This is a genomic window from Deinococcus murrayi DSM 11303 (assembly GCF_000482805.1).
In the GTDB taxonomy this organism is placed as follows: domain Bacteria; phylum Deinococcota; class Deinococci; order Deinococcales; family Deinococcaceae; genus Deinococcus; species Deinococcus murrayi.
Map to the genome: position 1 here is coordinate 56,496 of NZ_AXWT01000001.1, position 23,454 is coordinate 79,949.

Here is a 23,454-nt window from a genome sequence, read left to right on the forward strand (position 1 = left end):
ACCATCGTCTCCGCAGATGACCCCGCTGAGCCTATGGAGTAGCTATTTAGGCGTCCACCCCTGACTGAACTCCGCGTGGCCGATGGTCCCGCGCTCGGTCATCCCGCCCCGGTCGTAGAGGCGCGTGACCTCCTCGCGCTCCATGCCGCAGCGCTGCATCACCTGTTCGGGCGTCATGCCCTCCTCGTCGATCAGGCGGCGCACGATGTCAGCCATCTTCAGGACCCCGTGCTCGCCCCGTGCCCGGTTGTGCCGGATGGTGCTGAGCATCTGATCGCCGGTCGCGGGCGGCAGCAGCCGGGCCACCGGCACATAGCCGTCCGTCATCGCGTAGATGCGCGGGTCGGCGCTGCACGTCCAGCGGTGGAAGCCGTCCACGATCTGCCCGTCTGGGCGGGCCACGATGGGCTGCGTCCAGCCGTCCTCCATAAGGCTGGTTTTCAGCAGCTCCATCTCTGGTTTGGCGGCGTGGTTGGGGTTATACCCGTTCGCGTGGAGGTCGTCGCGATGCACCCATTCGATTACCGAGAGGGGCTGGGCGTCTCGTCCGTACTTCATGGGGCAGCTCCTTCGAGGGCCTTCATCTCGGCCAACTCCGCGAGATAGGGGGCGAGGTCAGCGCGGTACTTCTCGTACATGCGCTGCACCTGTTCGGGCGGTCGCCTGCCGATATTGGGCTGGCGGCGGTCCTTGAAGTTTCCACGCATGGCGATCTTGATGAAGAAGGCCCACGAGTACCCGGTCAGCGGGTGATCGGCGGTGGGCGCCAGCAGGTCCGCCGTCTTCCGGTAATGCATCCGGAGGTGGGCGCGAATCGCTTTGCTGACCTGGGCCGCTTCCTTCGGCGGAAAGTTCGCCTGCACCAGGTCGCGCAGCCAGGCCTCGTAGGTGATGCCCGGCGGCTTGGTGGGCACCCCTCCGAAAGCGTACAGCTCCGTGCGGCTGTAGCGCTTGGCGGTGGCCGCGCCGGGCACCCGGTAGACCATGCGGTCCCACAGTTCGGGTTCACACTGGTGGTACTGGTCGAGGCGCTGCATGGGTTCCTCGCCGAAGGGCGGCGCGAGGCGCTGCTGACGGGGGCCGAATCCCAGCTTGTCCATCAGGTCATAGACCCGACAGTAATCCCAACCGAACAGCTTGGGCGCAAGCCACACGTCTTCGGTGCGCCAGTCATAGATTGGGTAGGCCTTCCAGACGTTACCCGCGTGCTGGAGGTTGTTCGCCCCGCCGTAACCCCCAGTGTCCTTGACGATGTAGTTGTCCACCGCGCGGCGGCTCACGGCGGCCCGGCGGATCAGGCTCTCGTCGGCGCGGATGCCCAGGAGTTGCACCACGTTGCCCAGGGTGGGCGGGAACAGCAGGCCACTCACCTCCGGGACGGACAGGCGGTTGGCTGGGTCACGGTAGTCGTAGCCTGGAATCTCGGTGATCGCCTCGTACGGCAGGTCCCGAATCCAGAGGTGGCGGTCCTCAGGTGCCCAGGGATACCACAGGGGCGACTCGCTGGAGCAGGCGTTGCGGTGCTTGACCGGCACGCACATCCAGCGCAGGGCTACGTCCGGGTCGGCGGCCACGCGGCGCACGTAGTCCACGTTCTCGGAGTAGATGCACTCCTCGTCCCAGAAGACGACGTCGAGCGGCGTGCGGCCCAGCTCGCGGGCTACCTCCAGGGCGAGGTTCAGCACGATGGTGCTGTCCTTGCCGCCGGAGAACGACACGCTCACGTGGTCGAAGCGCTCGAAGAGGACGCGTAGGCGCTCGCGGGCGAGAGTTAGCACGTCCTGCTCCACCACCTGCGGCTTGAGGCGGCTCTGCTTGGGGTTGTGCTGGTAGGGGCGGCCCAGCGCAGGGTGCGGGGGCGCGTACTCCGGGCCGGTCACGTCAGACCCCGCGCGGCCATGAACTGCCGCGCCGACGGGAGCACCGTGGCGGCCTCACGCACGATCTCTGGGTCGATCTCCCAGGTCTGCGCGAAGCCGTCGTCCACGTCCTTCGCGTAGGGGCGCTGCGGCCAGGGGCCGGTGCCGGTCACCCACCCGTCGCGCATGGCGTAGAAGGGTGGTAGAGACAGGCCCTCGCGCCTGACCAACTGCAAAACCGCCTCGTGGGGCCAGTCGCGCAGCGGGCTGTGGCGCAGGGTGCCGCCCCGGTTGGCGTACAGGCCGTCCTTGCCGCAGAAGTTCCCCTCGGCCTTGCGGCGGCCCAGGATCAGCACGTCGAGGGCTTTGCCCCGGAAGTAGAGGTCCTGGGCGGCGTGCTGCACCTGGCGGTACCACTTCGCATTGGTGGCCGCGTCCTGCGGGAACAGCATGGACGGGTGATCGCGCAGCCACAGGAGGCCCTGCCCGGTGTTCACCGTGCGGACCCAGCCGGGCTGGTGCTGTGCGAGCCAGGCCAGGAACGCCGGGTACTCGAGTTGGGTCAGGGCCAGCACGCCGTCGAGCACCCCGGCCCGCTGCGCAACCACCTGCAGAGCGAGGCTGTCCTTGCCGCCGCTCCACGCTATGGCCGCCCGCTTGCCCGACGTGACCTCGCGGACTTCGCGCACGGCCTCGTCGAGGAGGCGGTCGAGCTCGGCGTCGGGAAACAGGTCGGGGCGGTTCCAGGCGGCCTCCCAGGCTTCCTGGGTAGTGTTCTGCCTGCGGCCGAGGGTCACGACTCGCGCCCCTGCATGTCGCAACTGCTCGCGTCAGGGCGGTCGTCGGTCAGAAAGATGGTCTGGGCCATCATCTTGAACCCGCTCATGCGCTCGCGGAAGGTCTCGATGGACTCCTCCGGGTGCACGGAGTCGATCACCGCATTTGGACCGATGGCATTGAACTGGTGCGAGACGCCGCGCGGGATCTGCATGTCCACGAAGGAGCAGGGCGGCACCAGCAGGTTGTAGCGGGTGCACTGCACGCCCTGGGGCAGGTCAGGCATGTCGTCCTCGAACTGGAACGGCACGAAGGGCGTCACGCCAGGCACGTTCGTTACGATGAAGGGCGAGAGGCTACCCACCCGGATCACCGTGTCCGGGCCGGTCATCATCCGCACGAAGCGCAAACCCGTGTGTAGGTGCATCCGCGAGCAAATGCCGCGCTCTTGCACGTTGTAGAAGTCCATCAGGTAGCGGCTGGCAAAGTACCCGTCGAAGGGCTTTTCCAGCATGTACACGTCGCCTTCCTCGAACTCCTGGGCGCGGATGATGCCGTCCTCATCGGGGGTACGGGCGGCGCGGCTGCCATGGGCAGCCCGTACGATGCGGGCAAAGGCCCACACCATTTGACCAGCCAGCTCGTCGCTGAGCTGCATGACGGGCGTAACGACGTTCCGCGCAGGGTCCATGAAGGCGGCCACGTCGTGGATTTCGTTCTCGTCGTCAGGGCGGTGCTTCATCGGCTTGGCGTTCACGCGGCCACCTCCTGCGCCCGGAGATAGTTCCGGATGATCGCCATGAAAGCCTCAGGCGCGGTCGCCACGCCGAATTGCTCGCGGGCACGCTTCACGGCTCGCTGGGCGAGGTCGCGGTCTGACGCGGGCACCACGTACACGACCTGCACGTAGTCGCGGCTGTCTGGACCTACAGGGGCGGCCTGGGCCGGAGTCCCGGCGGGGGCCGCGTCCCCTCCCGCCGCCGGGGTGGGGGTGGCCTGCGCCTGCGGCGCCGCTGCCGCCACGCCGATCAGGTCGTTCAGAAACTCGCTAGGAGCTTCGGGGAGCGTGGGAGCACTATCCGCCTGGGCGTCCATCTCACGGACGAAGGCGTCGAGGTCGAATCCCGCCACGGCGCGGAGGTCATCGTCGAGGCCGCCCAGCAGCCCAGCGAGCAGCTCGTCGTTCCAGCCACCCAACTCGCTGGTGCGGTTGTGGGCCACGAGGTAGGCGGCGGCCTCTTCCTCGCTGCCGAAGGAGCCGCCGCGCGTAACGGGGACCAGCCACATGCCGTCCTCGCGGACCTGCACGAACTGTGGGGCGGGCTGACCGGCGGCGTGGGCACGCTCCAGCACGGACAGGCGGCCGTGCCCGGCGATCAGGCGGCCCGAGGCCTCGTCGATGGCGAGGGGGTCGCGGAAGCCGAAGCGGGCAATGCTGGCGGCAATGGCGCCGCCCGCGTGCTCCTTCGGGTTGCCCGGCCAGCGGGAAAGCTGGTCAAGGGGCAGGTACTCGATCCGGAGGGCGGCATCGGCGGAGGCGGCGGGGGTCTTGCGTGGGGCCATACAAACTCCAGCCCGACTGTCTACCGTGGTGGACACGGTAGGCTCCCATCGGGGCGACGCACAAGGATTTGCCCAGAGGGGCAGCGGCGTCTTGAGGTGGTCATGGGGCAGGGGATTCCTGCAGCCCGGTGGTGCGCCCTCCCGGAGTTGTCACCGGGTGGGCCGGTCCGCTATGCCCTGGAGAACAGGGGCGGCGCGGCGGCCTGCCTGCTCGGCAGGGCGCGGAAGGTGCCCGTTCTCTCCGGGCTGTCACGCCGCTCTGACGTTGGACCTGCGAGGGTGGCCGCAGGGGGCCGCACCCGGTTGTCGGATGCAAACGCGCCGCCCAGGGGCGTAGCCCTGCGCGGTTCGGTGGGGTATGGGCGGCGAGGGCCGCATGTCGGTTAGGGCCGGGGGACCGGCGGTCGGGACGCGGGAGAGGCTCAGCGCTTCATGGCGGTACCTCCAGGGGCGGATTGGGCTGCACCGGGGTAAGACAACGCGAAGCGCCCCCACCGGGGAGGCAGGGGCGCTGTGGCATTCGGGGAGACGTGGTGCAGCTTGAACGAAATTAGGCTATTTCTGGGGAAACTCTGTCAAGCCCTCCCGGCGGGGTGGGGGGGGTGATGTCCCGGCAGCGGATGGTTCGGGGGAATCTCTCCCGCCGGAATGTCCTTGAGGGCGTGTTCGACCAGCAGCGCCCGGCGCACGCATTCCAGCGCCCGCAGGAGGCCAGGGAAGCGGCTCACGCTCTCGCGCAGTTCGAGGTGATCGTCGTGGTCACGGTAGATCAGATGCTCGTCGTCATCCTGCCTTCGCCCCTGCTTCCTGCCCCCAGCACGGTCGCTCAGGTCCTCGATCCAGCGGCACAGGTCGGCCCAGCCCCCCGGCCCCACCCGCGTGCCGGTCAGCGCTTCGAGTTCGGCCGCGTTCGCCACCACGAGGCTGTGACCGTCTTCACCGTAGACGATGGTGAGCCGCGCGTAGTACTGGGTCATGCCGCCGTCCTCGTCCACCACGCGGACGCTGAGCACGTCGCCATGGAAGTACCGACCCGTGAAGTGCTTGGCCCGCGCCCGCTCCAGCTCGCGGTTAACGGTGACGTACTGGAGACGCTGCTCCTGCACCTGGAGGGCCAGGGTCAGCGCATGGTCGTCGCGCCCCGCGATCAGCATCTGGCAGGCCTCCAGAGCTAGGACATACGAGCGGGTCAGCGCGTCGGCCAGTTCCCCGTACAGTCGGTGGCCCTTCCCGCTACCCCTCGACTTGACGGCCATCGGCCCCAGTTCGCTCTCCCCTATTTCGATAATCTGGCGCAGTATCCCGTGGATCTTCGCCTGCTCGCGCTCCCTCTCGGAGAGGTCGCGCACTTCCTTGTCAGACAGGAAGTAGCGGCGGTGGATGCACTTGGCGATGTTGTTGATCATCGCTCGCTGCTCCTGGTTCAGGCGTCCCACCTCGGCCTCCTGCGTAGGAACCGGGAGGTGGGCCGCCGTCACCGGCCCGCGCCCACCCCGCCCGGCCTGACGCGCCGCCGCTGCCGCCGCCTCTGCACCTGCCGCTTCGAGGAGGACACGGGCAATGTCCGCCTTCCGGGCGGCATCGCTGTCCCGGGGCGCGACCGTACCCGCGAGTTGCCGCACCCGCTCTTCGGCATCCCAGCGCAGGGGCTCGGCACCGGGTTGCCCCTCCTGCTGGGCGGCGCTCGCCAGCATCTTGACGATTCGCGTCCACACGGGCCGGGACCGCGCGTCGGCCAGGTAGGGCGGGGTTTCTGCCGGAGCCGGGGTACGGCCGACATGGCGAGCGGGAACCGTCTGCTCCGCGCCGTCGGGGAAGCGCAGGCGGACGCTGGGCGCCCGCACGCCGCTCCGGGGACCGCGCACGACGACCGCCCGGCTGCCCGCTCGGGGGTGGGGGCGGGTAGGCCGGTAGTACACCGGCTCGCCGGGCTTCAGGCTCAGCAGGCTGGGCGGCAGGGCCTTTCCTGGCTTGCGGACGGCGCGGCGCTCGGCCAGCCGCTGCTCTTCGTCGAGGCGGGCTTTCCAGCTCATCGCTGCTCCTTCCTCTGCTCCAGCAGGGCGACCAGGCGGTCACGCTGGCGGTTGCGGGCGGCGATCTCCCCCAACGAGGGGCCGCGCCGGGGGGCATAGGCCGGGCCATAGCGCTGGCGGTAGGACTCCAGGGCGACCTCGCCGTAGCCGGTCAGCACGTACCCGGGACCGTCCGGCCCCCAGGTCACCCACTGGACGCGGCCGTCCTCCGCGAGGCGGCGCAGCAGGGCGCGGTGATGATCGGTGAGGGGAGCGTGCTCGTCCTGGGTCCACAAGCCCGCGTCTTTCACAGCGAGCACGGGAGGCTTCGGGATGCCGCTGAACACGGCGAGGAGACGGTAGAGGTGGGGCAGGCCAGATGAAACGGGACAGGTCTCCTGGGGGCGCTCAGCGGTGTGGGTCATGCAGTCCTTTCTTCGGCTTCGGCAGTGAGGAGTTCTTCGAGGGTCCAGGCCACAACCACCCGGAATCCGGCGGCGCGGAGGCGGGCGTGGTAGGCGAGTTGGGTGTCGGTGGGCTTGTTACCGGGCTGCTTGAGTTCGGCAAACCAGAGGCGGCGCTCCCCGTCCTGGCGGTAGACGAGCAGGTCGGGAAAGCCGGGAGTCAGCCACGCCCGGCCGCCGCCGTCGCTGCCGAGGTAGCTCTCGTGAACGTCCCAGCCGCGCAGGATGAGCGTTTCCACCGCTGCCGCCTGAAACGCCGCCTCGCTGACGTACCCGTTGCTGGCAGAACGCGGAAGCCCCGCGCCCGGCGCGCAGACCGGGGCGGGGGCCTGTTCTTCCGGGAACAGGTGGGGGTGACGGCGGCGGTAGTCGCGCAGCCAGGCGTCGTCATAGGGCGTCAGAGCAGCACCTCAAGGTGGTTGGACGGGGTCAGCACCGCGTGGGGCGTGGGCCGCCAGCCCCGCCACCAGGGGTGCAGGGTGACCGTGCCGACGCGGACGTGGTGATAAGTCCGCAGGAGGTGGTGAAGCTCCATTTCCTCCGCCTCACGGATGCCCATGCCCCGGTACATCCCGCGCAGCACCCGCCCCGTGTCTGGACAGAATGGGATGAAGACGCGGGAGGCGTAGGCGATCTGGGCAGCGTCCTCGTGGGCTTGCGGCATAAGGTCCTCCAGCGGGACGACGGCTCCCGTGCTGCTGATGGCGGCCAGCGCTCGGCCGCGGCTCACGGGGTCCAAGGGGCAGGGGGGATGATGGGCGGTGGGGTGACCACAGAGGCGGCAGGTCGTCACGCGTCGCCCACCTCAGCCTGGTATTCGGGGGAGATGACCCGGTAGCGGTCCTCGTGGCCGCCGACGTGTCCGTTCCGCATCAGGCGACCCAGGACATTGCTCACGCGCCCGCTCGACCATCCCAGGCGGTGCTGCGCGGCTCGGGCGGTGAGGCCCTCCGGCTCGCGGCGCAGCAGGTCATAGAGGCTGCACTCGTCGGTGCTCAGCCGCTCAGGGATGGGCGGGAGCGTCGGTTGGCTGGGGGCCGAGGCGGGCGGGGCGTAGGGGTCGGGGCGCGGCAGGCAGAACCATTGGGTGCCGTCGTCCTCCTCTGGGGAACCTGACACGATGCCCGCGCGGTGCAGCGCCTGAAGGTGGGCGAGCGAGCTGACCCGGCTCAGGTCCAGCTTCTCCGCCACGTGGTCGGCCGTGAACTCCTGCCCGGCGTGTGACGTGAGGTACTCCAGGATGCGGGCGCGGAGCGTCAGGTGCGGGGGGAAAGGCCCGGTGTCCGGCTGTTCGCCCACTGACTGTTCGCTTGGTGGCGCGGGGCGTGTCTCTTGAGCCGCCGGGCGGCGGTAGCGGCCGGGCACGCCCGGAACGCCCGTCCCCGGCACGCGCTCCAGTACGGCACCCACCTTGGCGATGCGGGGCAGGTAGGTCTTGACCGAACCGCTGGAGATGCCCGTCTCCGCCGCGGCCTGCGCGACCGTGACCTCGCGGCCCGCGGGCAGGGTCTCCACCCACTGCGCGAGGCGGTCGCGGTTGGAGAGGAAGGGAGCCTCCTCCTCGTCGCTGCTCTCCTCGGGGTCCTGGGGGGGCGGCCAGGGTGCCGGAGGTTCCGCTGCTGCCCCCGCAGTATCCACTTCAGTGGGAAGCAGCACGGACGGGGCCAGGGACTCGGAGCTGCCGCCGGTCAGCTCGACGACCACGCTGCTGCCACTGTCCAGAATGGCCCGCACGTGGGCTTCCATCAGGGCCAGGGTGCGCTCGGCGGCCTCGGCCTCGGCGATCTGGGCCGCGAGGCGCTCCAAGTGCGCGGCCGTCGCCGCGTGGTCGGCCCGCAGGCTGGGCAGGGGCGCGGCCTGCTGTTCGAGGGAGGCGATCCGGGCGGACAGGGTCAGGGTCTGCGTCATTCGTCTTCACTCCTCAGGGATTCGGCTTCGTGCTGCTGCCGCCATGCGCGTGGGGCCTCCCAGATGGACTTCGTAACCGGGCCGGAGCGCATCTCCCCTGTCGCCGGGTCCAGGACCTCTAACCAGTAGCCCTCCGGTCCGAACATCAGCCCGCCGCGCAGGCCCATGCCCTGGAATCCGGCCACGTAATCCATCGGTTTCACGTTGTCGATGCCCTGGAAGTCCTTGCGGTCTTGGGCACTACGCTGCACGGCTTTGGCGACGGCCTCGACGCGGCGCTCAGGCGGAATCTGGCTCAGGGGCACCGGCTCCTGGGTGTCGGGGTGTTCGACCTGCATTCCGTCGGCCATGTTCCGCACGGCGTCCGCCACCCCCTGCACGTCGGCGCTGCTGGGGGTGGCCTTGCCGGTCACGGCGCGAGCCACATCGATGACCAGGGCGTAGTCGTCCGGCGGCACCACCCCCAGGGCGCGGGCTACCCGCTCGTTGCTAATCTCGATGCCGCGTGCCGCGGCTTCCTCCGCCACCTCCGCGAAATCGATGAGCTGGTAGAGGCGGGCACGCGAGAGGCCGAAGACCTCCAGCCCGTAGGCCTCGAAGGTGGGGTGGGTGCTGCGGTAGAGGCGCTCGCCCTGGAGGGAGCGCAGCGCTCGGCCCGCCATCGCGCCCGCACGGACGCCGACGGCAACCTGTTCTTCAAGCTCGGCACGGCGGGCGCGCTCTTCTGGGGTGAGAAGCTGCTGGACCTCAATCTCGGCGGCGGTCACGCTTGAGTCCTTTCCTTTTGTACGTCGGGCGAGAGGGTGCGGCTCACCAGCTCACCTCGCTCTTGCGGGCGCGGAAGTTGACCCCGTGATTGACGTGCAGCGTCCGCAACGGTTGCAGCCGGGCCAGCACACGGGCGCCCATCACCTCGACCAACGAGGCCGGGCGGTTGGGGTCGCGCCGCCCTTCCTCGGCGGGCGGGGCCAGCAGCAGGTTGGTGGTGACGATGGTCGGCCGCCGCCGCATCTGCCGCTCGTCGAGCGCAAGGAACAGCAGGCGGCGCTCCACCGCAGCGGTGTCGCTCTCCCCTGCCCCCAGGTCGTCGATCACCAGCAGGTCGCAGTCGGTCAGCCGCCGCAGCGCCGCCTTTTCGGTCAGGGCCTCGCCGCTGCGCTCCCGGTAGCTCTCGCGCACCTCCAGCGCCAGCCGCGCGAGGTTCACCACGCACGCTGTCCGCCCGGCACGAATGGCCGCCTTCGCGCACAGCATGGCCGCCTGGGTCTTGCCGCTGCCGGTACCCTCGCCGTACAGCAGCAGGCTGGCCCCGGCATCAATCAGCGCCGTGATGTCCCGACACCGCGTCGCCACCCGGTCCAGGGGGGCGAGCAACTCCAGGTCCGACCACTCCACGTCGAGGTAGCGGCCCTCGACGCCGCTGGCCTCCATCTGCGCCCGGAGCCGCGCCTCACGCCCAGCCTGCTCGCAGCGGGGGCAGCGGTACTCCTGGAACTCACCGCGCTTGCCCTGCGCGACGACGACCCCGCCCGTGCAGTACGCATTGTGGAAGGCCTGCATGAAGCGCGGCATGCTCCGGACCCGGCCGATGGCCCGAACATGCGCGGCGGTCGGGAGGCGGGGCGCGGGGCGCTCGGCGCGGCCCAGCAGGTCGCCCAGAGTCGAGGCGGGCTGGGGCTTCGGGTGCAGCGCCCGGTCGTTCTCGCGAGCCTGGACGAGCTGGCGCTGGGCGATGGCGAGGGCGGTCTGCTCGTGGGGCTGTGCGGTCATGGCTTCCTCCGGTACCCGTTGAGGGGAGCGCTGCGAATCAGCGCGTCCATGTCCACGTCGTCGTCATCGACGTGGGTGATCGTGGGGGTGGTGTCGGGCGTGATCTCGCGGTCCAGCAGGGCGATGAAGGGGGTGCGCCACTTCTGGAGCTGGCGGAGCTTGGCCTCCGCCCTGGCCGCGCGGCGCAGCTCCGCGACGCGCTCGACCGTCAGGTCACCCCAGGCCACGCGGTCGGGATCCTCGGCCAGCAGCTCGTCGTAGAACCGGTCACCCATCGCCGCCCGCAGCGCCACCTCGCCCGGCCGCGCCGCCGCGCCGCCCGCGCCCGGAACTTTTTCCGTGGTGGTGGTGGCGTGCGTTGCGGCGTCCGCCGTGGTGTCGTCCTGGTCAGTAACCGAAGTGGCGTTCGCCGCGCTGGCCCCGCCAGGGGCCTCGGCGCGATCAGCGCCGCCAGGGGTCTGAGGTTCCGGCTTCCCCTGATCACCCTGAGACGCAGCGGCGGCGGCAGGACTGGGGGGCGGCAGGGCTGCGGCTTCGCCCTCCTCTTCTTCTGTCTGTAGGCTCTGCGTAGGCTTTGTAGTGGGCTTTGATATAGATGTGGGCTTCGCCGTACGACTTGTCGTGGGGTTTCCCAACGTACTGCCGTGGGGTTTCTCCACTTCTAGATGTTGGGTTTCCCCACATCTAGTCGTCGGATTTTGATTTTCAAACGCCAGGTTTTCCAGGGCTTCGGCCACGGCCTCCCGGTTGGCGCGGTAGTAGTTCCGGGCAGGCACTCCCTTGCGCTTGACCTCGATCATCTCGCCGCACGACTTCACGCAGCGGCGCACCTGATCTGCCGAGAGCAGCAGTTCCTCGGCCCATTCCTCATGGCTCTTGTGGAACCAGCCGTCCGGGTCGGTGGTCCGGTCGCCCCAATACAGGCACTGGGCGAGGAAAGCCGCGCTGGTGTAGTCCCCCGTGATCTGCACGAAGGGAACAGGAATCGGGATGGTGTTCTGCCGCCCCAGGAACTGAGCGACGAGGGACATGGCGGTGTTCCGGCTCATGCGACCACCACCCTGGGCAGCCAGCGCCCACCGACCGCCATGCAGCGGCAGTGGGGCGTCAGCAGGGGCACGGGGACGCCGGGGTGACCGCCGGGGACGTGCTTTTTCAGGCTCTCCGACCAGTAGCTCTCGTGGGCCTCCCAGCCCAGCGTGCAGGCGATCATGCCGAACTCGGCGGCCTCCCCGTGGCGGCACAGCCCGCAGACCTCGCCGCGCAGCGCCAGACGGTCGGTCGTGGCGACGGGCACCTGCGCGACCTCGGCCATCAGCGCCGCCCGCGCTTCGCGGTCCAGCGTGCTGGGCACCGGCCCGCTCGCCGTGGCCGCGAGGTACGCCACCTCGCTGACCTCATGCCCGTTGTAGAGGTACGTGGTGCCCTTGCCCCGGCGCTTGTGGATCGTGCAGGCCGTGGTCCCACAGCGGCGGCAGGTTCGGGAGGTCCCGCCTTCCTGTCGCCCGGAGATGAACGTCACCTCACCCCAGTCGTGCGTGCAGGGGTGCTGCCAGTCGGCCCGGTCGCGGAGGTGGAACCCGTCCACACCCTCGACTGGCCAGACCTTGAACATCGGCTCAACGAAACCCGCGTCACGGGCGACCACCGTGCACTCTGTCGCGCTGGGGAGGCGCGAGGCGGTGCGCCACAGCAGCAGCTCGCGCCGTCCGCTCTCCCGCACGACCGCCCGCAGGTGCAAGCCCCGCGAGACCGTCCGCCGGGCCACCTGGCCCGCTGCTGCCGCCGCGAACAGCTCCGCGAGGACGTCGGCCAGAGGGGCCGTATCAGTCGGCGGCATGGGCCACCTCGGACGCGGTCAGGGGGATTGGGTTGAAGCGGGCGAACTTGCCGTGGAGCACGCGGGCCGCGCCGTTGTAGGCCGCCGCCGCAAGTTCCTTGGTGGGGAAGCAGCCCAGGAAGATTTGGGTCCGCCCGTCATGGATCACTGCTCGGAAGCCGCCGCGCCAGGGGCTGACCCCCTTGAGGCCCGTCTTGCTCCTACGGAACGCGGCCCGGTTGCGGTTGTTCTCGGTGCGGGTACAGGGGCGCAGGTTGCTGCGGCGGTTGTCGAGGGGGTTTCCGTTGATGTGGTCGGAGAAGTATCCGCCGCGCGCGTCGGTGAGAAGTTGGTGCATGCCTGTCTTGCGGCGGCGCTGCCCCAGCTCGGCGGGAAGGAAGGTCCGGGGGTACCCGTCGCGGTCGAGATGCCAGCGGTATTGGGAGAGGCGGGCGAAGTCGGCGTCATCGCAGAGGGCCACCTTCCCGGCCCCCCGCTTGCCGACAAGGGCAATCTCGGCCATCAGCTCACCGCCCCCAGCGCCTCGGCCTCGCCGGGCAGCCCGGCAGGGTTGGCCCGCCACTGCTCCAGCAAAGCCTTCGGCTTGAGGCATCGCTCGATAGCGGCCAGGGCCTTGCGGCCCTCAGCCTCGGTCAGGTCCGCGCTGGTCGCCAGTGGCGCGTCCCGGCGGTCGGCCAGCCAGGACGTGAAGGCCAGTCGCTCCTCACGCTCCAGCAGCCAGCGTGGCCCGGTCAGGTGCGCGGCGATCTGGCTCTTAATCGCCTTGCTGATCGGAGCACCCGTGGGCTGCGCCTCGGCTACGGGAGTGGAGGCTGGCGGACTCAGGCGAGGTCCCGACTGGCTCGCGGCGAGGGCTGTCTTCAGCAACCGCCAGACCTCGCGTTGGGCGTCCACGTCATTCGGCAGGTGGCTGCGCAGCTCCTCCAGCGCCTGGACGATGTGCGCCCCGCCGGGGGTGCGCTCATGTTCAGGCCGCGCCCAGTCGGGCAGCTCAGGCAGGGTGATCGGCTCGCGCTTCTTCTCGTCCCAGTCGCTCCAGAACCTGGGCAGGTCGTAGAGGTAACGCCCGATGCCGAAGTGCACCGCGCAGCGCTTGAGCGCGTCGGAGGCGGCGGCTTTCAGCGTGCCCGCCTCGCCCTCGCCCGCCTCGCCGAAGTCCTCGCGGGTGACGCCCAGGACCGTCAGGCTGCCGTGGACGGTGGGCGTGGGGGTGCCGGAGACCTCGCGGCAGCGGAACTCCCAGGCGTCCGGGCAGATGGCGTCGAGGCGACTCTGCACGGCGCGGGCATCCACGTAGGCCACCAGCAGGGCGCGGGAGCGGTCCTTGGTCAGGGCCTGGGGCTTCCAGCCCACGAGGTGGGCCGGGAACGGCATCTCCAGCCGCTTCTGAACGTCAGACAGCTTCACGAGGTCACCTCCTGGGGCACGGCGTCCTGAATGCGCCGGGTGAGGTAAAGCAGGCCGCTGGCCGCCAAGATTTCCGGGAAGGCCAGGATGAGGCGGGCGGGTTCCGCAACAGCCGCGCCGCTGTGCTTCAAGGCGTCCAACCCCAGCACTGCGGCAAGCAGCATCAGCGGCGCGGCCAGCAACAATCCGAGAGGGCCATACCCGAACCACGAGCGCAGAGAGGCCCGCATCAGACGGCCCTCCCCAGCGGGGCATGGCCCCGCCGCTTTTTGAGTCGCCGGTCCTGCACCCGCAGGCGTTCCGCGCCCTGGGCGGTGAGGCGGTAGGTGCCGTTGGGCAGCCGCTCGACATCGCCTCGGGCGATGAGCGTCCTCAGGCGGGCACGGGCGGCCTTGTCATCGATACCCAGACGACCGGCCACCTCCAGGGCGGTGCGGACCGGAGCGCGGAGGCCCGCCCCCAGAACCCGCATGGTCTGGAACTGCTCTTCGTGGCGGGGCATCAGCGCACCACCCCGCTGCCACCGCAACTGCGGCAGTTCAGTACCGGTGCAATGCGCCCACCATCGGCGCACTCGCACAGGCGACCGGGGTTGATCTGGACCGGAGCCGCATGGGGGGTTTCCTCAGCAGCCAGTAGCCTGCTACACAGGTCGCGCAGCGCCTCCACCTCGGCGAGGCTGAGGTTCCGGCATGCGTGCGGCTCCTCCGGGTCATGGACGTTGGTTGCCGGGTCCCACAACGTCAGGCGGTAGGGCTGCTCCGGGGCGTGCATGTCGGCGTGGGGGTCGCGCTCCAGGCGCAGGACCTCGGCCCGCCGGTAGACGACACCCCCACTCACGCCGCCACCGCCAACAGCAACCGCAGCTTGGGTCGGGCGTAGACCCAGGGGGTGATGTAGACCTCGGGCCACCAGTGGTTGCCGCGCGGGCGGCTCAGCGGCAGCGAAATTGGGCGCAGCCACAGGTGGACACCGTGCTCCTGCTGAACCTGCTGGAGTCTCAGCTCAACCTCGCCGGTGGGACAGACTTCCTCGATCACGAGGCAGGGGCGGCCACTCGGGAGGCGGCCGATCCAGCCGGGCACGAACACGAGCCGGGTCCAGCCCTCCCCTGCGGGCTGGGTCCAGACGCTGTGACGGAAGAGGCGGCGCTTGCCGGTGCGGGAGGAGAGGGGGAGCGGCTGGCCGTCTACCAAGGTGGACAGCGGGCGCTTGAGCGCAGAGAGCGTGCTTGGGCGTGCTATGTTCACAAGTACCTCGTCGGCAAAACCGGGTCGGGCGCGTGAGTCAGACGCGCCCTGTTTCTTTGGGTCAGACCTGCCCACCGCGCTCGCTCCCGGTCGGCACGCCGGGAGCGCGAAGTTGCACCACTTGTGTGGGCTTTTCCACACTGGGGGTGTTGGCGGGTGTACGATGCATGCAGAAGCTCCTCTCGTTGAGGGCCTGCCGATCCGGTGTTTTGCCGACGTGGGATCAACAGGTTGCGGGTGGGGGTTTCAAGTCGCGCAGGGCCTGCCAGGGCCTTGCGCCTTTGCATTCAGGCTGGGCGGATTCCCTTAGCCTGCTCGTGACGCGCCTGGAGCGCGGGCGGAGTGATGGGGTGGGGAACCAGCCCCCGAATGTCGAGGCCAGCGGCAGCAGCCCGTTCCAGCACGAAGGCGCCGAAGTGGTGGGCGACGACCGGACACGGCTCGCGGCGGATGCGGACTTCTGTAATGGAGTTCTTGCGGGTCATACGGACTCCCGAATATCGGTATATCGATAAGCCTCGGCAAAAAAAGACTCGCCTAGCGCTCGTGCCAGTGCCCGTACTGTGCTAATGCGCGGGTCCTTCACGCGGCCCTGTTCGATGGCAGAAACAGCTCTTGTGCTCAACCCACTCTTTGCAGCCAGTTCATCCTGAGACCAACTACGGGCCGCCCTCTCTCGAGCGACCAGTTGGCCAAACGTCAGATCAGGCATAACCATAGTCTACCATAATAATGGCAGGAGTCAAACCCTGTGACCACTATTTCGTTTGGGCATCGGGAACCGACCGTCTACCATGCGCGTAGTACCACCATCATGGTAACGGAGTTGCTGATGCCACCATCTGCCCGAGTGCCCCGCAAGAAAAAACCTGAGTGGGCCGTCGCTATCGAGTTGCGCCGGACGAAGCTGCAGCTTTCCCAAGAGATCGTCGCGGAAAAGGCTGACATGTCGCAGTCGTATTACTCGGATATTGAGCGCGGGGCGAAGACCCTTCACAGCCTCACTGTCGGGAAGCTGCTCGGCCTGGCCCGCGCCCTGCACTGGACGGTGGCCGAGATGCAACGGGCCACCGGTGTAGACCTCGGCATCGCGGAGGCGTCCACGGTCGGTGAAGGAAGCGCAGACGTTTATCCCCTTTCGGCCGCGCTCAATCCTGAACATCCTGGGGCGGCTATTGACCACGAGGCCGTAGTAGCGGGCATCCAACAGCCGCTGCTGTTACGGATGGATACCGACGAGATGTATGGCACCACCCCAGCCAGCATCCGTCCCGGCGATTACCTGCATGTCGACCGTGCTCATACTTCGCCAGAGGAAGGCCGCGTTTACGTCATTACGGACGCTGATGGCCCACACGTCCGGCTCTACACCACGACCCGCCTCGGCCCTGTCTTCCGCGCCGAGAACCGCCAGTACGAGGACATTCCCGCCCAGGAAGCGCAGGTGGTCGGGCTGGTGGCTGGCGTGACCAGCGACTACAACCCTCAACTGCTCAACTGATGGAGGTTTCCCTCTTGCAGTCGTACTTTTTACCCAAGCGTTATGCCCCAAGCAAAGCCCCAGTCCTGGGGTTAATCAGTGCCGGAACACCGCTCGATCCATCTCCGTTCTCCGTGCGTAGGCGAATGCCCATCCCACCCAGCTTCCGCCGCTTCGGAATGTTCGTGCTCCAAGTGGACGGCGACAGCATGACGCTTGCGGACGGCAGTGGCATCACACATGGATGCTTCGTGCTGGTGGATGGCAAGGACCTCATTACGGACCAAGGCCACACGTTCGCGTTCCGACTGCCGGATGGGACGATGGTTGTTAAGCGGCTGCGCCTGTTCCAGGGCCGCCCCGCCATGTACAGCGACAATGCAGCGTACCCGCCGGTGCAGCTCGACCCCAGCATCCGCAACTGCGGGCGCGTCTACGCAGTGAGCCGAGACGGGCAGCACTGGGAAATGACGCGTTATCGGGGGTGGGGAGGGAATGCGTAGCGATGGGGTACTACACCGTGATTGTCCCAGACTGTCGCAATGTCCGCTTCCTGCAGCGGCTTGCAAGCCACTTCCAAGTGCCTGCGGAGTTCAGTCGACACGGGCAGTATGGCGCGTCCTGTTACCTCACATGGGCCGACGACGAGGCACCGCTGGAATACGTTGAGGCTGTCGCCAAAGACCTGAGTTGCCATGACGAAGACGTAGCACTTTACAAGGACGTCGTCGAGCGCCCGTACCGATTCCAGCCCCAAATGCTCGATCACGGCGTACTGGTTCGCGTTTACAACGAAGGGATTCGCCGTGGCTACATTGAGACGAAAGAGCCGCTTCCTTTGCCTGAAGCCACCATCCTTGTGATAAAGGCCCTCCAGCGCGAAGGTCATTTAGACCACAGGGTCGAGGTGATGCGCCGAGAGGCAGGCGTTGAGCTTACTGTCTTCATCCCTCCTCTTGCGGACAAGTGGCGGTCCCATCGCGACCGGCTGTATGAAGCGATCGAGGGGACCAGCACCGATGACTTCCTCGTTACTTTGAAGCTGGTCGAGCAGCCGATGCCCCGAGGACCTTTGCTGGAAGGCCCCCCATGACCCGCCCCGCCGCCCTCTACATCCGCGTCTCCAGCCACCTCCAGGCCCGCGACGACCGCTACGGCCTCGCCCGCCAGGAGGCCGAGACCCGCGCCTACGCCGCCCGCACTGGCCTGAGTATCCCCGACGGCGCCCTGTACACGGACGTCATCACCGGCCGCAGCGAGACCCGTGACGGACTGGAGCAGCTCAAGGCTGACCGGCAGCGCTACTCGGCCATCATCACCAGCGAGGCCGACCGCCTGGGCCGCACGCCGCTCGCCGGGCACAAGATTCTTAACGAGTTGCTCGGCCTGGGCCTAGACGTCCACAACGCCACGGACGGCCTGTACGACCCAGACGACGATGCCAGCGTCCTGACTTTCGACATGCGGATGGTGATCGCTCACCAGGAACTGCGCAGCATCAAGCGCCGCATGTTGGGAGGTAAGCTGGCCGCCGCCGAGAAGGGTGAGATCATTCCCCACGGCTGGCGCTGCTACGGGTATCGGCAGGTCTACGAGCTGGAGGGGGGCCGCCCAGTCCGGCGCATCGAGGTAGACGAGGTGGAGGCGGCGGTCGTGCGGGAAATCTTCGAGCGGCTGGTCCGGGGAGACACGACCGGGCAGATTGCCGACGACCTGAACGCCCGTGGGGTGCCCACCGCCATGAACTCGGTCTGGCACCCACAGCGGCCCTGGTACATGGCCCGCAACACGGCCTACAAGGGCGAGGCTCGGATGACTCTCCGACACGCGAAGCGGGAGTTCACGTTCCCGGTCCCCCCTATCGTGGACGGGGACACCTGGCAGCTTGCCCATGACAGCTTGCGGCGCAAGCCCATCAAGCACACCGAAACCTTCTGGCTCAACGGCCTCCTGCGGTGCGCCGAGTGCGGGGGGGCAATGAGTGGGACCAACTCGCACTCTAGCCGCACGAGCTACCGCCACTACCGCTGCTCGCGGGCATTCAAGCACCGGCACTATGGGGACGTGCCTGTCTGCACCCAGCGCACGTACTACCGCATGAATGACTTGCACGAGCACGCCGACCGGATCGTCCGCGAGATCGCCGAGCACCCGGAGCGGTACGCTGGGCAGGCCGCATCTACACCCCCCGACCACAGCCGAGCGCTGAAGGAGATCGACCGGCTGGAGGGGCAGCTCAAGCGCTATCTCACCGACTACCAGCGCGAGCTGCTGACCGGCGACGAGTACGCCGGGCTACGGGATACAGCGCGGCGGCGGCTGGAAGAGCTGCGGGCGGAGGTTGTGCCGCCAACGGTGATTCCTCTGCCCAACACGGCAGCCGCCCTCGAAGCGATTGGGCGGCTAGTGCAGGAAGGTGTTTCCACACGGGAGGTGCTGCTGCGGTCGGGCACCCGCTTGAGCATCGCGCCGGGTGGAGTGCTGGAGGTGGTGCTGCGGGTGTAGGTGCGGGTAGAACAACTACCCTCACCCTCCCCCATCGGGTGGGCTTTTTTGTGTGGTCACAGCGGAGTTGGGTGCTACAGCGGCAGCGCCACTCATCGGAACCACGAAGTCTTTTCCGGGGACTGGTTACTGCAAGACCTACGGGTGCTCGCACATCACCACCGTTCCTCTCTCCACCAACCTGAAGCACTTCACGTACAGCCTGAAACCGGAGTTCCCTGGATACCCGGCAAATCAGGCGTTCGTGGTACGCGATGGAACCAGAGCAGTTTCCGCAGGCCTCCGCATTGGTGGACAGGACTGGGTCTTCGGGCCGGACTTCCACGGAACACGGCAACTCGCCGACCTAATCGCCCTCACGACTGGGAAGCGGCCCACCAATGCCTGGGTCTCCAATCTCAAGTGCCAGAACATTCAAGACGGCGGGGCAGCCCTGAACAAACATCAGGGCACGAACCGGACTTACACGGTGGCCTGCGTGGTCAGCCCGGGCATGGGCTTCGTCAACTTCGACGTGAGCATCTACTGACTGCGGCGTTCGGCTAGCGGGGCGAAGGGCGCACCCCCACGGTGCACCCCTTATTTCCTAACCCAGTCTCGCTGACTTGAAACAGCAGCAAAAAGTCGGGGTGCGCGTCGCGCAGGGCGACGTACTGCTCCAGCATGGGCGGCAGCACCCCTGACCCGGTTCCCTTCAAGACATGTTGGGCGGCAGCTCCCGGCACCCGCCGAGCATAGCGCAGTGCATTCTGTTCCCAGCGGAATGGAGGTCGCGTTTGGGCGGGCGGGAGGTCAGCAAAAGCGGAAGCCGCCCCGCGGAGGGGCGACCTCGGAGGCGAGGGGGAGGATTAGCGGCCCAGGAAGGCGGGCCGGGGAAGCTGGCGGCCCAGGCTCTGGCCCGACAACTCCCCCTTCAAATAGACCCAGTTGTCCGAGGAAAAAGCCCCAGATACGGCGCTGACGCTGGCGGTGTTTGCCCGCTCATCGGCAGTAACGGTGAACTGCACCTTGTTCCAGCCCTTGCCCAGGCGCAGGTCAGCCTGGACGGTGAGCCGCTCCCCCTGCGGCGAGGTGCAGGTGCGGCTGCCCTGCAGGGTGACGCTGCGGTCGACGTACACCAAGCCACCGAAGCTGACGTTCAGTCGCCCTTGGCCCGGCGTCCCCTCAGAGGAGAAGGTGAGGGGAGAGACCGGACCTTCCTTGCCCGCCTCTACCGCCACCAGCAGCCCGGCGCTGCGGGCCGAGCGGTCGCTCACCGCGAGCTGCGGGAGGCAATCGGCGGCAAAGTCGTAGCCCTCCGGCAGGCTGCCAAACAGGTCCGTATCCAGCGGCGCGAGTTGCGTGGCGGCTGGAGTCGGCAGGGTCAGGACAAAACGGCCATCTGCCGCCAGAGTGCCCACCGCCGCAGGCTGCTGCGGCAGCTCGTCTCCGGTGACGAGGTAGCCCGCCACCCGACCCGCGCCGCCGCTCCAGGCCTGGGTCCTGAGCTGGAAGGCCATCTCGGTGCCCGTCAGTTCGCCCTCCACCACGGTCCCCGACAGGGCCAGCAGGGCGCTGGGCGGCGGATTTTGGTCACACGAGGCGAGGAAAAGGCCCGCAGAGGCCACGGCAAGGAGGGCAAAGTTTTTCATCTCGGCCTCACCCTAGTCCACATCCAGCCCAGGCTCAAGCCCACATCAGGGCCTCACTCGTCGCACCCCAGGGCGCGCAACAGGTCCAGCTCCGTGATGGCAGGCCGAACCTGCCGTAAATCGGGCGACTGGGCGGCGACGCGACGCCCCCACCAACGTTGCCACAACTTCCGCATCCCCCCTCCTTCCTGATGCTGAACTGATGAGAAGTAAAGTCTACCTTAAGACATGAGAAAAGTCACACCTCTTGGGGGCACTGCACCGCGTCCCACCTGCCCGAACCGCCCCGCGCCCACGCCCTAGCATGGGCGGCATGAGCTACCACCCCTACGACCCGCGCATGGGGCACGACCCCAGCCGCAAGCTGACCGACGGCGACGTGCAGGACCTCAAGCCGGAAGGTTGGTGGGGCAACGACGGCCAGCTTTCGCGTGATTTTGAGTTTGGGAACTACCTGGAGGGGGTGGAGTTCGCCCGGCGGGTTGCGCTCCTTGCCGAAGAAGCCGGGCACCACCCAGAGCTGCTCGTGCGCTACCGCCGGGTGCGGGTGCGCTACTTCACCTACGACGCGGGGGGCGTGACCCTGGCCGATATCGCGGGGGCGCGGGCTGTGAATCAGCTTTGGGAGGAGCTGCGGGGCGGCGGGGAGGCGCAGGCTTGAACCTCACCCTGCTCGGCGCGGAGGTCCGCTGGGAGGACCTGCCCCCCCAGCGCAAGTACGAGGAGACCCTGACGGTGGAGGCAGGCGACCTCGATGACCTGCACCACGTCAACAACGTCGTTTATCTCTCCTGGTGCGAGCGGGTCGCCCGCGCCCACGCGCTGCGTGAAGGCATGGGCACGGACGCGCTCGCCGCGCTGGGGGCAGTGCCCGTCGCCCGGCAACATGTCATCACCTACCACAAACCCGCCCTGCTGGGCGACCGGGTGCGCGTCCGGACCGCGCTGACCCAACACGGCGGGGTTCGCAGCGTCCGCGCCTACACCCTCGACCGCCTCGCTGCGGACGGCACCTCAGCCGAGCGCCTCGCCGACTGCCACACCGAGTGGGTCTGGGTAGACCCGGCGAGCGGGCGGCCCAAGCGAGCGCCGCGAGAGGTGCTGGCGGCCTTTGGGTTCTAGCCCTGGGGCCGCCCCGCCCCATGTCACCAGGCTCTACGTCACCAGGCCTGCCCCCTCCAGCGCCCGGTGTGCCCCGGTGTCCAGCAGCTCGCGCAAGGCACGCACCGTCTCCTCTATCTCGGCTGCCGTGTTGTACAGGGCGACGGGAGCGAGGCGCAGGATGTCGGGCTGCCGGAAGTCGGGGACGATGCCGCGAGCACGCAGGGCGAGACTGAGGGCGCGGGCCTCTGGGTGCGCGAGGGCGACGTGCCCGCCCCGCTGCGCCGGGTCGCGGGGGGTGACCACCCGCAGCTCAGGGAGGTGCTCGTCCACCAGCGCCATCAGCTGGGAGGTCAGCTCCAGGCTGCGGGCGCGAATCTCGGCCAGGTCGACGGCCCCGAAAACGCTCAGGGCACCCTCCAGCGCCGCCAGCGCGAGGATGGGCGGCGTGCCGAGCTGATAAGCCCCCGCTCCCGCGGCAGGGCGAAACTCGTGCGCCATCTCGAACTGGGTCGCCTTGTCGTGGCCCCACCACCCGCGCAGACCGGGGCCAAGGCCGTGGTGCCGCTCGTGCAGGAAGAGGCCGCCCGGTGCCCCTGGCCCCGCATTGACGTACTTGTAGTGGCACCACACCGCGAAGTCGGCCCCGGCGTCGTGCAGGGCGTGGGGCACGCTGCCGATGCTGTGCGCCGCGTCCCAGCCCACGAGGATGCCGCGCTCATGGGCCAGCCGGGTTACCCCCGGCACGTCGAGCAGTTGCCCAGAGCGGTAGAGCACGGTGGGCAGAAGGGCCAGCGCCACGTCGTCTCCCAGCGCCGCCGCGATGTCGTCCTCGTGGAGGGTATGGCCGTCGCGGGAGGGAATCAGCCGAACCTCCGCCCCGTGCCGCGCTGCCCAGCTCTGGAGGGCGTACACGTCGGACGGGAAATCCAGCGCGGTCGCGACGAGGTGCCGCCGCTGGCCCGCGGGCCGGTAGAGGGTGGCCAGGAGCGAATGGAGGTTGGCGGTGATGCTCCCGGTGGCGATGACCTCGTGGGGGTGCGCCCCCACCAGCCGCCCGATGCCCGGCGAGAGCGACTCGGCGAGGCCGAACCAGGCGTCCCAGCCGCCCACCGCGTCCCGCTGCCACTCGCTGAGGCGCCGCAGTACCGCCTCCCGCGCCGCGTGGGGCATCACGCCCAGGCTGTTGCCGTCGAGGTAGATGCCGGGGGGCAGGGCAAAGAGGTCCCGGCGCAAGACGCCCATCATCCCCCCTCCGGGAGAGACCCGGCGGGCAGCAGCACCGCGCGGGCGGGGGCACCGTCTGCCCCCACGAGGGGCAGCGGCAGACACACCAGGTCGTACTCGCCGTCCGGCACCTCCGCCAGGTTGAGGCCCTCCAGAATCAGGATTCCGGCCTCTAGGCAAGCGTGGTGGGCGTCCAGCGTCTTGCTCGTCAGGGGGTCCACGCTGGGGCTATCGGTGCCCAGCAGCCGCACCCCGCGCTGAGCGGCCCCGCGCACGAACTCCGGCGCAAGGGCCGCGAAGTCCTGCGGGAACTCGGCCCAGTGGGCGGGTTGCCCGGTGTGCAGCAGCAGCCGGGGCGGCAGCCCGTCCGGGAGGCCCGCCAGCGCCTCCGGCCCCACCAGCCCCGCCCGCTGCGCCCGCACCGTGAGCACCCGGCAGCGGCCCAGGTAGGCTGTCAAGCCCACCTCGTCGAGCTTCGGCGCGTCGTCGGCGTAGTGCCAGGGGGCGTCCACGTGGGTGCCGGTGTGGGTGCTCGTGCGCAGCTCGCCCGTATTCACGCTGTCTCCCCGCGCTATCCGCGCCCCCGCCTCCAGGCGATACGGCGCGTCCCCCGGCCAGGTGGGGTGGCCGGGGGTCAGGGGTCTGGAGATGTCATACATG

The 23,454-nt window shown here is 68.7% G+C and carries 32 protein-coding genes and 1 pseudogene; 7 read left to right on the plus strand and 26 right to left on the minus strand.

What is annotated here, in order from left to right; genetic code table 11:
• Positions 1–42: 42 nt before the first annotated feature.
• The 22 genes and pseudogenes from H565_RS0100305 to H565_RS17000 form a co-directional block, all read right to left on the minus strand.
• Entirely contained in the window at positions 43–558 is a 516-nt protein-coding gene (locus H565_RS0100305) for a ParB N-terminal domain-containing protein (protein ID WP_027459275.1), read from the minus strand.
• Positions 555–1,880, minus strand: coding sequence for a DUF3440 domain-containing protein (locus H565_RS0100310; RefSeq protein WP_027459276.1), 1,326 nt, complete (start codon positions 1,878–1,880; stop codon positions 555–557). Before H565_RS0100310 ends, H565_RS0100305 begins: the two co-directional genes overlap by 4 nt.
• Entirely contained in the window at positions 1,877–2,656 is a 780-nt protein-coding gene (locus tag H565_RS0100315; protein ID WP_027459277.1) for an adenine nucleotide alpha hydrolase family protein, read from the minus strand. Before H565_RS0100315 ends, H565_RS0100310 begins: the two co-directional genes overlap by 4 nt.
• Positions 2,653–3,393: a hypothetical protein gene (locus H565_RS0100320; protein WP_245576131.1), complete on the minus strand. Its 741-nt coding sequence runs from the start codon at positions 3,391–3,393 to the stop codon at positions 2,653–2,655. Before H565_RS0100320 ends, H565_RS0100315 begins: the two co-directional genes overlap by 4 nt.
• Complete coding sequence (locus H565_RS15560; RefSeq protein WP_051363335.1) at positions 3,390–4,199, minus strand: ParB N-terminal domain-containing protein; 810 nt, start codon at positions 4,197–4,199, stop codon at positions 3,390–3,392. Before H565_RS15560 ends, H565_RS0100320 begins: the two co-directional genes overlap by 4 nt.
• 575 nt (positions 4,200–4,774) lie before the next feature.
• Entirely contained in the window at positions 4,775–6,232 is a 1,458-nt protein-coding gene (locus H565_RS0100330) for a hypothetical protein (protein WP_027459279.1), read from the minus strand.
• The gene (locus tag H565_RS0100335; protein WP_027459280.1) at positions 6,229–6,636 is read right to left on the minus strand and encodes a hypothetical protein; all 408 of its coding nucleotides are present in this window, start codon (positions 6,634–6,636) and stop codon (positions 6,229–6,231) included. Before H565_RS0100335 ends, H565_RS0100330 begins: the two co-directional genes overlap by 4 nt.
• A complete protein-coding gene (locus tag H565_RS16735) occupies positions 6,633–6,914 on the minus strand; it encodes a VRR-NUC domain-containing protein (protein ID WP_245576132.1) in 282 nt (93 codons plus the stop codon). Before H565_RS16735 ends, H565_RS0100335 begins: the two co-directional genes overlap by 4 nt.
• A 158-nt stretch (positions 6,915–7,072) precedes the next feature.
• Entirely contained in the window at positions 7,073–7,405 is a 333-nt protein-coding gene (locus tag H565_RS13790; protein WP_157468827.1) for a hypothetical protein, read from the minus strand.
• 59 nt (positions 7,406–7,464) lie between these two features.
• Positions 7,465–8,583: a hypothetical protein gene (locus H565_RS0100350; RefSeq protein ID WP_027459283.1), complete on the minus strand. Its 1,119-nt coding sequence runs from the start codon at positions 8,581–8,583 to the stop codon at positions 7,465–7,467.
• Complete coding sequence (locus tag H565_RS15565; protein WP_027459284.1) at positions 8,580–9,350, minus strand: hypothetical protein; 771 nt, start codon at positions 9,348–9,350, stop codon at positions 8,580–8,582. The genes H565_RS0100350 and H565_RS15565 overlap by 4 nt, the downstream gene beginning before the upstream one ends.
• A 43-nt stretch (positions 9,351–9,393) precedes the next feature.
• A complete protein-coding gene (locus H565_RS0100360; protein ID WP_027459285.1) occupies positions 9,394–10,353 on the minus strand; it encodes an ATP-binding protein in 960 nt (319 codons plus the stop codon).
• Complete coding sequence (locus tag H565_RS15570) at positions 10,350–11,402, minus strand: hypothetical protein (RefSeq protein ID WP_027459286.1); 1,053 nt, start codon at positions 11,400–11,402, stop codon at positions 10,350–10,352. The genes H565_RS0100360 and H565_RS15570 overlap by 4 nt, the downstream gene beginning before the upstream one ends.
• The gene (locus H565_RS0100370) at positions 11,399–12,193 is read right to left on the minus strand and encodes a hypothetical protein (protein ID WP_027459287.1); all 795 of its coding nucleotides are present in this window, start codon (positions 12,191–12,193) and stop codon (positions 11,399–11,401) included. The genes H565_RS15570 and H565_RS0100370 overlap by 4 nt, the downstream gene beginning before the upstream one ends.
• Positions 12,180–12,695: an HNH endonuclease gene (locus H565_RS15575; protein ID WP_051363336.1), complete on the minus strand. Its 516-nt coding sequence runs from the start codon at positions 12,693–12,695 to the stop codon at positions 12,180–12,182. Before H565_RS15575 ends, H565_RS0100370 begins: the two co-directional genes overlap by 14 nt.
• A 335-nt stretch (positions 12,696–13,030) precedes the next feature.
• Positions 13,031–13,600: pseudogene (locus H565_RS16740) on the minus strand (Rad52/Rad22 family DNA repair protein); the annotation flags it as partial.
• Entirely contained in the window at positions 13,597–13,830 is a 234-nt protein-coding gene (locus tag H565_RS0100385; RefSeq protein WP_027459288.1) for a hypothetical protein, read from the minus strand. The gene H565_RS0100385 and the pseudogene H565_RS16740, both read right to left, overlap by 4 nt.
• The gene (locus H565_RS0100390) at positions 13,830–14,102 is read right to left on the minus strand and encodes a type IV toxin-antitoxin system AbiEi family antitoxin domain-containing protein (RefSeq protein ID WP_027459289.1); all 273 of its coding nucleotides are present in this window, start codon (positions 14,100–14,102) and stop codon (positions 13,830–13,832) included. The genes H565_RS0100385 and H565_RS0100390 overlap by 1 nt, the downstream gene beginning before the upstream one ends.
• Positions 14,102–14,440: a hypothetical protein gene (locus H565_RS0100395; protein ID WP_027459290.1), complete on the minus strand. Its 339-nt coding sequence runs from the start codon at positions 14,438–14,440 to the stop codon at positions 14,102–14,104. The genes H565_RS0100390 and H565_RS0100395 overlap by 1 nt, the downstream gene beginning before the upstream one ends.
• Positions 14,437–14,850 (minus strand): hypothetical protein, encoded by a 414-nt coding sequence (locus tag H565_RS0100400; protein ID WP_027459291.1) that lies wholly within the window; start codon positions 14,848–14,850, stop codon positions 14,437–14,439. Before H565_RS0100400 ends, H565_RS0100395 begins: the two co-directional genes overlap by 4 nt.
• A gap of 287 nt (positions 14,851–15,137) precedes the next feature.
• Positions 15,138–15,335: a hypothetical protein gene (locus tag H565_RS16195; protein ID WP_157468828.1), complete on the minus strand. Its 198-nt coding sequence runs from the start codon at positions 15,333–15,335 to the stop codon at positions 15,138–15,140.
• Positions 15,332–15,568 carry a helix-turn-helix domain-containing protein gene (locus H565_RS17000; protein ID WP_084542840.1) on the minus strand — a complete coding sequence of 79 codons (237 nt, stop codon included), beginning with the start codon at positions 15,566–15,568 and terminating at the stop codon, positions 15,332–15,334. Before H565_RS17000 ends, H565_RS16195 begins: the two co-directional genes overlap by 4 nt.
• A gap of 132 nt (positions 15,569–15,700) precedes the next feature.
• Between H565_RS17000 and H565_RS15580 the strand changes: the two genes are divergently transcribed.
• From H565_RS15580 to H565_RS13820, 5 genes are read left to right on the plus strand one after another with little or no spacing between them, the layout of a single operon-like run.
• Entirely contained in the window at positions 15,701–16,351 is a 651-nt protein-coding gene (locus H565_RS15580; RefSeq protein WP_027459292.1) for a helix-turn-helix domain-containing protein, read from the plus strand.
• A complete protein-coding gene (locus H565_RS16745; protein WP_245576133.1) occupies positions 16,351–16,833 on the plus strand; it encodes a LexA family protein in 483 nt (160 codons plus the stop codon). Before H565_RS15580 ends, H565_RS16745 begins: the two co-directional genes overlap by 1 nt.
• Positions 16,834–16,850: 17 nt before the next feature.
• On the plus strand, positions 16,851–17,423 hold the full coding sequence (locus H565_RS0100415; protein WP_157468831.1) for a hypothetical protein: 573 nt from the start codon (positions 16,851–16,853) through the stop codon (positions 17,421–17,423).
• Positions 17,420–18,835 carry a recombinase family protein gene (locus H565_RS0100420; RefSeq protein ID WP_027459295.1) on the plus strand — a complete coding sequence of 472 codons (1,416 nt, stop codon included), beginning with the start codon at positions 17,420–17,422 and terminating at the stop codon, positions 18,833–18,835. The genes H565_RS0100415 and H565_RS0100420 overlap by 4 nt, the downstream gene beginning before the upstream one ends.
• A 52-nt stretch (positions 18,836–18,887) precedes the next feature.
• Positions 18,888–19,364: a hypothetical protein gene (locus H565_RS13820; RefSeq protein ID WP_034407827.1), complete on the plus strand. Its 477-nt coding sequence runs from the start codon at positions 18,888–18,890 to the stop codon at positions 19,362–19,364.
• 13 nt (positions 19,365–19,377) lie between these two features.
• Here the strand turns inward: H565_RS13820 and H565_RS13825 are convergent, their stop codons facing one another.
• Entirely contained in the window at positions 19,378–19,560 is a 183-nt protein-coding gene (locus tag H565_RS13825) for a hypothetical protein (RefSeq protein ID WP_034407830.1), read from the minus strand.
• A 123-nt stretch (positions 19,561–19,683) separates the two neighbouring features.
• Positions 19,684–20,466: a hypothetical protein gene (locus H565_RS0100435; protein ID WP_027459297.1), complete on the minus strand. Its 783-nt coding sequence runs from the start codon at positions 20,464–20,466 to the stop codon at positions 19,684–19,686.
• A 313-nt stretch (positions 20,467–20,779) separates the two neighbouring features.
• On the opposite strand from H565_RS0100435, the gene H565_RS0100445 reads away from it, so the two are divergent.
• The gene (locus H565_RS0100445; protein WP_051363337.1) at positions 20,780–21,127 is read left to right on the plus strand and encodes a 4a-hydroxytetrahydrobiopterin dehydratase; all 348 of its coding nucleotides are present in this window, start codon (positions 20,780–20,782) and stop codon (positions 21,125–21,127) included.
• Positions 21,124–21,588: an acyl-CoA thioesterase gene (locus tag H565_RS0100450; protein WP_034407833.1), complete on the plus strand. Its 465-nt coding sequence runs from the start codon at positions 21,124–21,126 to the stop codon at positions 21,586–21,588. Before H565_RS0100445 ends, H565_RS0100450 begins: the two co-directional genes overlap by 4 nt.
• Positions 21,589–21,621: 33 nt before the next feature.
• On the opposite strand, the gene kynU is transcribed toward H565_RS0100450, so the two are convergent.
• Both kynU and H565_RS0100460 read right to left on the minus strand, forming a co-directional pair.
• Positions 21,622–22,815, minus strand: coding sequence for a kynureninase (gene kynU, locus H565_RS0100455; protein ID WP_245576134.1), 1,194 nt, complete (start codon positions 22,813–22,815; stop codon positions 21,622–21,624).
• Positions 22,812–23,453, minus strand: coding sequence for a cyclase family protein (locus H565_RS0100460; protein WP_027459301.1), 642 nt, complete (start codon positions 23,451–23,453; stop codon positions 22,812–22,814). The genes kynU and H565_RS0100460 overlap by 4 nt, the downstream gene beginning before the upstream one ends.
• Position 23,454: the final 1 nt, after the last annotated feature.

Excerpts from the sequence above, each read along its gene's own strand:
- H565_RS15575 (WP_051363336.1), bottom strand. The coding sequence starts at position 12,695 with ATGGCCGAGATTGCCCTTGTCGGCAAGCGGGGGGCCGGGAAGGTGGCC.
- H565_RS0100335 (WP_027459280.1), bottom strand. The coding sequence starts at position 6,636 with ATGACCCACACCGCTGAGCGCCCCCAGGAGACCTGTCCCGTTTCATCT.
- H565_RS0100460 (WP_027459301.1), bottom strand. The coding sequence starts at position 23,453 with ATGTATGACATCTCCAGACCCCTGACCCCCGGCCACCCCACCTGGCCG.
- H565_RS0100445 (WP_051363337.1), top strand. The coding sequence starts at position 20,780 with ATGAGCTACCACCCCTACGACCCGCGCATGGGGCACGACCCCAGCCGC.
- H565_RS15570 (WP_027459286.1), bottom strand. The coding sequence starts at position 11,402 with ATGAGCCGGAACACCGCCATGTCCCTCGTCGCTCAGTTCCTGGGGCGG.
- H565_RS0100370 (WP_027459287.1), bottom strand. The coding sequence starts at position 12,193 with ATGCCGCCGACTGATACGGCCCCTCTGGCCGACGTCCTCGCGGAGCTG.
- H565_RS0100350 (WP_027459283.1), bottom strand. The coding sequence starts at position 8,583 with ATGACGCAGACCCTGACCCTGTCCGCCCGGATCGCCTCCCTCGAACAG.
- H565_RS0100330 (WP_027459279.1), bottom strand. The coding sequence starts at position 6,232 with ATGAGCTGGAAAGCCCGCCTCGACGAAGAGCAGCGGCTGGCCGAGCGC.
- H565_RS17000 (WP_084542840.1), bottom strand. The coding sequence starts at position 15,568 with ATGGTTATGCCTGATCTGACGTTTGGCCAACTGGTCGCTCGAGAGAGG.
- H565_RS0100360 (WP_027459285.1), bottom strand. The coding sequence starts at position 10,353 with ATGACCGCACAGCCCCACGAGCAGACCGCCCTCGCCATCGCCCAGCGC.
- kynU (WP_245576134.1), bottom strand. The coding sequence starts at position 22,815 with ATGATGGGCGTCTTGCGCCGGGACCTCTTTGCCCTGCCCCCCGGCATC.
- H565_RS0100305 (WP_027459275.1), bottom strand. The coding sequence starts at position 558 with ATGAAGTACGGACGAGACGCCCAGCCCCTCTCGGTAATCGAATGGGTG.
- H565_RS0100435 (WP_027459297.1), bottom strand. The coding sequence starts at position 20,466 with ATGAAAAACTTTGCCCTCCTTGCCGTGGCCTCTGCGGGCCTTTTCCTC.
- H565_RS0100420 (WP_027459295.1), top strand. The coding sequence starts at position 17,420 with ATGACCCGCCCCGCCGCCCTCTACATCCGCGTCTCCAGCCACCTCCAG.
- H565_RS16195 (WP_157468828.1), bottom strand. The coding sequence starts at position 15,335 with ATGACCCGCAAGAACTCCATTACAGAAGTCCGCATCCGCCGCGAGCCG.
- H565_RS16745 (WP_245576133.1), top strand. The coding sequence starts at position 16,351 with ATGGAGGTTTCCCTCTTGCAGTCGTACTTTTTACCCAAGCGTTATGCC.
- H565_RS0100390 (WP_027459289.1), bottom strand. The coding sequence starts at position 14,102 with ATGCCCCGCCACGAAGAGCAGTTCCAGACCATGCGGGTTCTGGGGGCG.
- H565_RS0100385 (WP_027459288.1), bottom strand. The coding sequence starts at position 13,830 with ATGCGGGCCTCTCTGCGCTCGTGGTTCGGGTATGGCCCTCTCGGATTG.
- H565_RS15560 (WP_051363335.1), bottom strand. The coding sequence starts at position 4,199 with ATGGCCCCACGCAAGACCCCCGCCGCCTCCGCCGATGCCGCCCTCCGG.